The sequence below is a fragment of the Pontibacter qinzhouensis genome (assembly GCF_008017455.1).
Taxonomy (GTDB): Bacteria; Bacteroidota; Bacteroidia; order Cytophagales; family Hymenobacteraceae; genus Pontibacter; species Pontibacter qinzhouensis.
Window position 1 is genome coordinate 21,071 of record NZ_VRTY01000083.1, and the last position, 6,671, is coordinate 27,741.

Sequence of the window (6,671 nt, forward strand, 5' to 3'; positions counted from 1 at the left end):
ATCAGAAAACCCGACAAACCGATATACTTTTCTTTACAAATAATTCAAATGAAAATAGCCTTCAGAAGACTTTATTAGATTTTAGATACCAGACTTTAGATAATAGATTTTTCCTGAAACTGGTTTTCAACCTTCTCTCTGCTTAACCCACAAGACGCTGCGAGGTCTTTCAGACTTTCTCAATTCAACCATTTAACAATCAGCAGCCAAATTTTTCTAAAACACCATCACAAAGCCGCCATTTGGTTTCAGGATAACTTCCTGCGTTTTATTGGCAGAAAGGTCTACCGTGTTGTTCTGGAACGAAGCCTTTTCTTTGCCATCGGTTATAAACTCGCCTTTTGTCTTCTTTATGAAAGAGAGATCGAGCTGTAGTTTTTTTTCAGAATTTTCTCCGTTAATGCCGGCTACATACCAGCGGTCTCCTGCCTTACGTGCTATTACAGCCAGTTTTCCGGGGTAGCCATCTACAAAGCGGCTATCGTCCCAAACGGCAGGCACCTGCCGCATAAAGTCTTTTACATAAGCTGGCACCGTTTTCATGCCCTGCGGAGTATCGGCGTAGTGCTGTATGCCCGACAAAAACACCACCGACAGCGCCAGTTCATGCCCAACAGTCGTTCTTCTGTTGATGCGTGGCACCCCACTCAGGTTCACCGGTGTAAAATCCATCGGGTCGAAGGCGTTGCGGGTAAAAGGCAGCATGGTGGTATGTGCGGGCGCTTCGTCGGCGTTGCGCTGCTCAAAGGTTATAAACTCCATTCCTTTAATAGACTCCATCGTCATCAGGTTGGGGTAGGTTCGCTGCCAGCCGCGGGGCAGGGTGCAGCCATGGAAATTTACCAGCAGTTGGTGCGCAGCCGCATCGTTCAGTATATCAATATAATACTGCATAACCGACTGCCCATCGCCGCCAAAGAAATCGACTTTAACGCCTTTAATGCCCATTTTCTGCAGCCTTGCAAACTCCAGCTGCCGCACTTTGCGGGTTAGCATTTTGTCGCGGGGGGTGTAGGGGGCGGTGTTCCAGGGGCCGGCAGAGTTGTACCAGAGCAGCAGACCTACATTTTTTGTTTTGGCATAATCAGCCAGCTCCTGCATCTTTTCGTAGCCTATCTTTCTGTCCCAATCGGCATCTATAAGGCAGTAGCTCCAGTTCATATTGGCAGCATAGTCTATAAAGCGCTTCTGCACGTTGTACACGGTAGAGTCGTCTTTTAAAATAACCCAGCTCCAGGAAGCTTTGCCCGGCTTAATGTACGACTGATCTGTGGCTACGGCAGGCTTAGCCAGGTCTGTGCCTAAAGTAGACTCGGCAATCGTTTTAAGGCTACCGATAGCCACCATGCGCCAGGGCGTAAACCAGGGCAGCGTCGATTCGGGGTTCAGCACCTCGCCGGGGTACTTCTCCTGCTCCTGCGGAAAATCGATGCTGTACTCGCCACCCGGCGACTCGGCATGCAGGCGCGAGGCGCAGTAGTCGCCGTAAGAAGCCGATTCGGTAACAAGTAACCAGGTGCCGCCGCTGCGGAACAAGGCCGGGAATACCCAACCTGCTTTTATAGGCGAGGGTGTACCAACGGCAATTTCTTTCTCATAATACTCTTCATACGATGGGTTTGTCTGCTCCCAACCGGTTTTGGCATCTGACATAGGTTGTAACCAAGCCTTGGTACCTTCCGGCAATTTAAAGCTGGTTATTTCCTTACTGATCTTCTTTTTATCAGTCGATTCGCCTGGGAAATAATAGCGAAAGGCTACGCCATCGTCTGACACCTGAAAAATGATGTCTACTTTCTGGCCCGTTGCATTCCGCAGATGGTATGTTTGCTTGTTGGCTTTGTAGGTATTGTTCCTGCGTTTGGCATTCAGCATTTCGTAACTATCCTGCACCTGCTCTACCCCCGAAACTGATTCCAGCACCAGCCCCTGCGTAAAGTCAGCATCAGCCATCACCACACCTAATTTTGAGTCCTGCAGCACTACAGTATCCCGACGGCTGATGCTGTAGAAGGCCTGCTTTTCGTCTGATACGCTAAATTTAACACTGATGCTTTTATCCGGGCTTGTAAGGGCTGCTTCGGCCGTGCCTGTACCTGTTTCTGTTTGCTCCGATTTTGACGAAGAGCAGGCAAACACCCCCATCAGAAGAAAAGCCCAAACCAAAACCTTGTATTCAGGACGGTACATAGAATTCTTTTTTTGCATGGTTATATGTTAGATGCTGACCAAAATAGATGACACATGATAAAGTTTAGACTTTCTTAAAGCTTCGAGCTGAAAATTAGACATTTCTTCTTTTAGAACAACTATTAAATAAAGGCATTAGATGTTGTCCCTGAATCAGGATGTATAAGATTAAAATATTGACAGCATAGTGATCAGGCTTAACCTTTCTTCCACGCAATCAAAATGTAAACGCTTATCAATTCAGCCATTTAACTTCCAGCAATCAACACCAAATTATTCTAATGAAAATGGCCTTCCGAAGGAAATTTGGTGCTGAAGAGCCAAGGGTTGTAACCAGAAAAGAAACCCGCCAGCGTAAGAAGTTACTCTTAAATCTGGCGGGTTGCTCATGAGGTTGTTCTACCACGGCAAAAACGGCTCATGCTCCTGCTACTAAGAAGTTTTTATACGAAACACGTTTACTGAGTGCGGCTTCAACAACATCGAAACTGTATTGCCTTTTACATTTACCTGCTTCTGCGTTGGGCTAATAGCCTTTGGTTCCGCAAATGAGTTTACCTGATCGAGTTTCTGGCTGGTAAGCTCCGTATGTGTTCCTTTGCCTTGTAGCTTTTTGATGCCTTCAATCACAAAATTGGCATTCTGCGCTTTATCGCTGGTGTTTACCACTTTCAGAATCAGTTCGTTTGTCTTTTTATCTACTGTGGCGGAGGCAAAGTAATCATCCTGACCGGTTACGGCTTTGTTGTCGCGCAGTACGGGCACCACATTGGTACCGGCATTGGTAGAGAACAGCTTCTGCACATAGTAGTTTGGTGTGCCGTATGCCTGCAGGTTATCGACCCAGATCATGTCCGGGGTCCACTGCCAGCCTTCTGCGTGGGCAAAAAGAGGGGCATACGAGGTCATGGTTACTACATCGGCGTTGCGCTCCAGGCCAGTCATAAAGGCAGCTTCAGACAAGGCCATTTCCCAGCTGTTTTTGTTGTCGGGGCTGGCAATGGCTACACTTTGTGCAGCATACTCGCCAGCAAAAATCTTAGGGCCTTTGCGATCGTAGTTGTCGTAGCGGGTGGCATTTTCGCGGAACCACTTGGCAGGGCGGTAGTAGTGCTCGTCTATTACATCTACACGCGCATCTGTCATGCTACGCAGGGTCTTGTCAAGGTACTCAAACTCTTCGCCATCGGGGAAAGGGCCTGTAGTAGAAATGAGTTGAACGTTCGGGTATTTTGCTGTAAGTGCTTTTTCAAACACCTTGTAGCGCTCTACATACTGCTCGCCCCACTGCTCGTTGCCTACACCCAGATACTTCATATTAAACGGTGCCGGGTGCCCCATATCGGCCCGTACTTTTCCCCACTTCGAGGTAGCAGGTCCGTTGGCAAACTCAATCAGGTCCAGGGCATCTTGTATGTAAGGGTCCAGCTGGTCGAGCGGCACTACTTCGCCGGTGTTAAACTGGCAGGCCATGCCGCAGTTCAAGATCGGAACCGGCTCCGCACCTATATCTTCAGAAAGCTGAAAGTATTCGAAGAAGCCGAGGCCGAAGCTCTGGTAGTAATCTGGTGTAGGACGGTGGCTGAACTCGGTGTTCCAGCGGTTTACAATCAACTCGCGTTCTTCCGGTTTGCCAACTGTTTTTTTCCACTGAAAGCGCTCATCCAGGGTACGGCCCTCTACAATACAGCCACCCGGGAAACGCAGGAAGCCCGGCTTCATGTCGGCCAGCAGTTGCACCATGTCGGCACGCAGACCACCGGGGCGGTTTTTCCAAGTATCTTTCGGGAAGAGCGAAATCATGTCGAGGTCTACGGCTCCTTTACCTTTTGCCAATAAAACCATTTGGGCTTTAGGCTCTGTGGCAGAAGCCGTAAAGCTTACGCTATATTTTTCCCATTCCTTACCAGATGGCGTAAGCGTAGCTCCTCCTATTTTTTCGCCTTTGGCATTTACAACTTCTATGGTCAGGGCAAGGTTGCTGCCTTCGTGCTGCCGTGCCATAACCGAGAAATCATACTGATTTCCCTGCTTTACGCCCATACCCCGGAAGCCTTCATTTATCAGGCCGTATTCGCCCTGGTCGGATTTAACCTGCAGGCGCAGGTAACGTGGGTTGGCAGGGTTTATTTCGTTGCGGTTGTGCACCAGCAACGAGCCTTCACCACCGCCTCTTTTCTCCTCTTTCCAGCCCATCATAGGGTTGTAGAATTCAAAGGAGCGGTTTTTAACTAACTCTGCATAAATACCGCCATCTGCTCCGAGGTTAATATCCTCAAAGAACAAGCCCCACATAGTAGGTGCCACGGTGGCAGTCGGCTGATTGGCTTTCACTACAAAAGACGGTGCTTTCTGAGCCGATACATTAACCGACATAGTTAGCCCGAGCGCCAAGGCAGCAAAAGACGAAAGTGTACGTGTCATGTGTTGTGTGTAAAAGTAGGTTGATAGAACTAATATTTCGCCTGCTGACAGTTCTTCTCAACTTCCGGTTCTGCAGGCATTCAATGTGGAAGGAATACCTTCCATTTTATTTCTTTTTAAGCCAGATAGCTGTACCATCGCCGTTAAAGCCGGTCATGACGATGGTAGAGGCTACTTTATTTTCCCAATCCCGACCCCGCGACACATGCAGTTTATCTGTAAACTGGCCACCGTTCCATTTCAGTTCCAGCCAGGGGGCGTTGTAGGTCCAGGTGTTATTGCCGCCTTCGTTTATGGTGCCATCGGCATTGAGTTTTGTCGCAAATGCTTCCGAAAAGCCAGGGTTTGTCTGCTCGTTTCCATAACCCGGCACCACCGCCTGCGTCAGCACGATCTGTTCATAATCGCCGGCCAGGTCGGCAGGGGCTATGGCAGGGGTTTGAGGCACAGCTGCATACCGCTGCGGCGACACCATCGGCCATCCGTTTTCTGTCCAGACAATTTCACGGACGTGCATTACCATGTAGAAGCGCTCGTTGCCCGGTCCGCCTGGCCTGCCCTGATGCGCTATGTAATACTTGTTGTTGTCTTTAAAAACAGCAGGGTGCGACACACCTTGCCAGCCACCGTGGTTCATAAACTTGTACGGCGACAGAATCATTGGGCCATTATCGGCTGGGTCGTCTATGTTTGCACCTCTCCAGTCCAGGAATGGCCCGTCGGGGTTAACGGAACGGTACACGCGCACATTGTATTTAGTTTCGAGCCAGTCGTACGACACAAAGAGGTAGTACATCTGCTGCTGCTCGTTAAAAATGATTTCCGGCCCCTCCAGGTTACCGTTATACACCCCGTTGGTCTGGCCTCTGCGCACAATGCGTTTGCCCCGGTCGCCGGGCGTTTTGGCAAGGCCGGTGGCAGGGTCGAGCTGCACCACAAACAGGCCATCCCAGGCAGAGCCGTAATGCATCCAGTGCTCCCCAGATGGCGTTACTACTACCGAAGGGTCGATGGCGTTTGTGCCAGGTCCGTTAGTCTCTGATGTAACAGCCAGGCCTTTCTCTACCCAGGGGCCTTCCGGTGAATTAGATGTTAACAGGCCGATAGCACTAATTCTGAAGCCGTCGGAGGCAAGGGAGTAATATAAGCGGTATTCGCTGCCAACCTTCATAATATAAGGCGCCCAGATAGACTGGTTGGGCGAAGCATTTTTTCCTCTGATATAGGTAACAGCCTGTGGAGGAAGTCCGCTAAGTGCCCAGCCTCTGAACTCCCACTCCACCAGGTCTTTCGATCTTCTTACCTGAATACCTGGCTGCACGGCTGTTCCGAATGCCACATCGGTGCTGTAGGAATAGAAATATTCACCTGTTTTTAAAACAGAAGGATCGTGTGTATTATAAGGCCCCCACCTGCTCGACATGGCCACAGGAGCCACATCTGGGTAAGTATCGCGAATATTGTCGATGCTGAACGGTTGCAATGGTGGCAGGTAAGTAGCATCGGCTATCGGGTCTTTGTCTTTGGAACAGGCCATCAGACCTAATAACAACATAAATCCTACTGCTTTTGCAGCCCCTGCTAGTAATTTCTTCATGTTTGTGTTGTATAGGTTTTTTTCTGCACTACTTTCTTCATTGGCCGGTCTTTGTTTTTACTGGTCTTTTCCCTGCATACTAAACAAGCAGCAGCACCAGTTAAAAATTCAGCAATTATTTAAGTGTTATTTTAACATTTAAAAAAATATTTATAAAAGTATTTAATTTGAGTATCAATAGCAAGAGATACCGCATAAAAAACTAATGTTCCTTCGTATTTCAAAACAGCTGCATTCGCTGCACTAGGAGCACAGGAATGATTATAATTGTAGGTTTGACAACAAACCGCACTAATTATACTATTTTGTTAATCAAAGCCTGCAGTTGTTCATGCCATACTATTATAAATAACTGATGTTACGCACATTTATCAGGAAGTCTCTCTTAAGTTGGTTCTAATACATTTGGTAACAGTTTTATCCGGTGCCCTTAGGCTTTACTGTTGCATTGTAGAAGTCT

The 6,671-nt window shown here is 48.3% G+C and carries 3 protein-coding genes; all 3 read right to left on the reverse strand.

The window, feature by feature from the left end:
* Positions 1–216 precede the first annotated feature (216 nt).
* Positions 217–2,208 carry a glycoside hydrolase family 97 protein gene (locus FVR03_RS18205; protein WP_255474287.1) on the reverse strand — a complete coding sequence of 664 codons (1,992 nt, stop codon included), beginning with the start codon at positions 2,206–2,208 and terminating at the stop codon, positions 217–219.
* Between the two features lie 414 nt (positions 2,209–2,622).
* Positions 2,623–4,614, reverse strand: a complete 1,992-nt coding sequence (locus FVR03_RS18210) for an alpha-L-arabinofuranosidase family protein (RefSeq protein WP_187270209.1) — start codon at positions 4,612–4,614, stop codon at positions 2,623–2,625.
* Between the two features lie 106 nt (positions 4,615–4,720).
* A complete protein-coding gene (locus tag FVR03_RS18215; RefSeq protein ID WP_147923199.1) occupies positions 4,721–6,211 on the reverse strand; it encodes an arabinan endo-1,5-alpha-L-arabinosidase in 1,491 nt (496 codons plus the stop codon).
* Between the last annotated feature and the right edge of the window lie 460 nt (positions 6,212–6,671).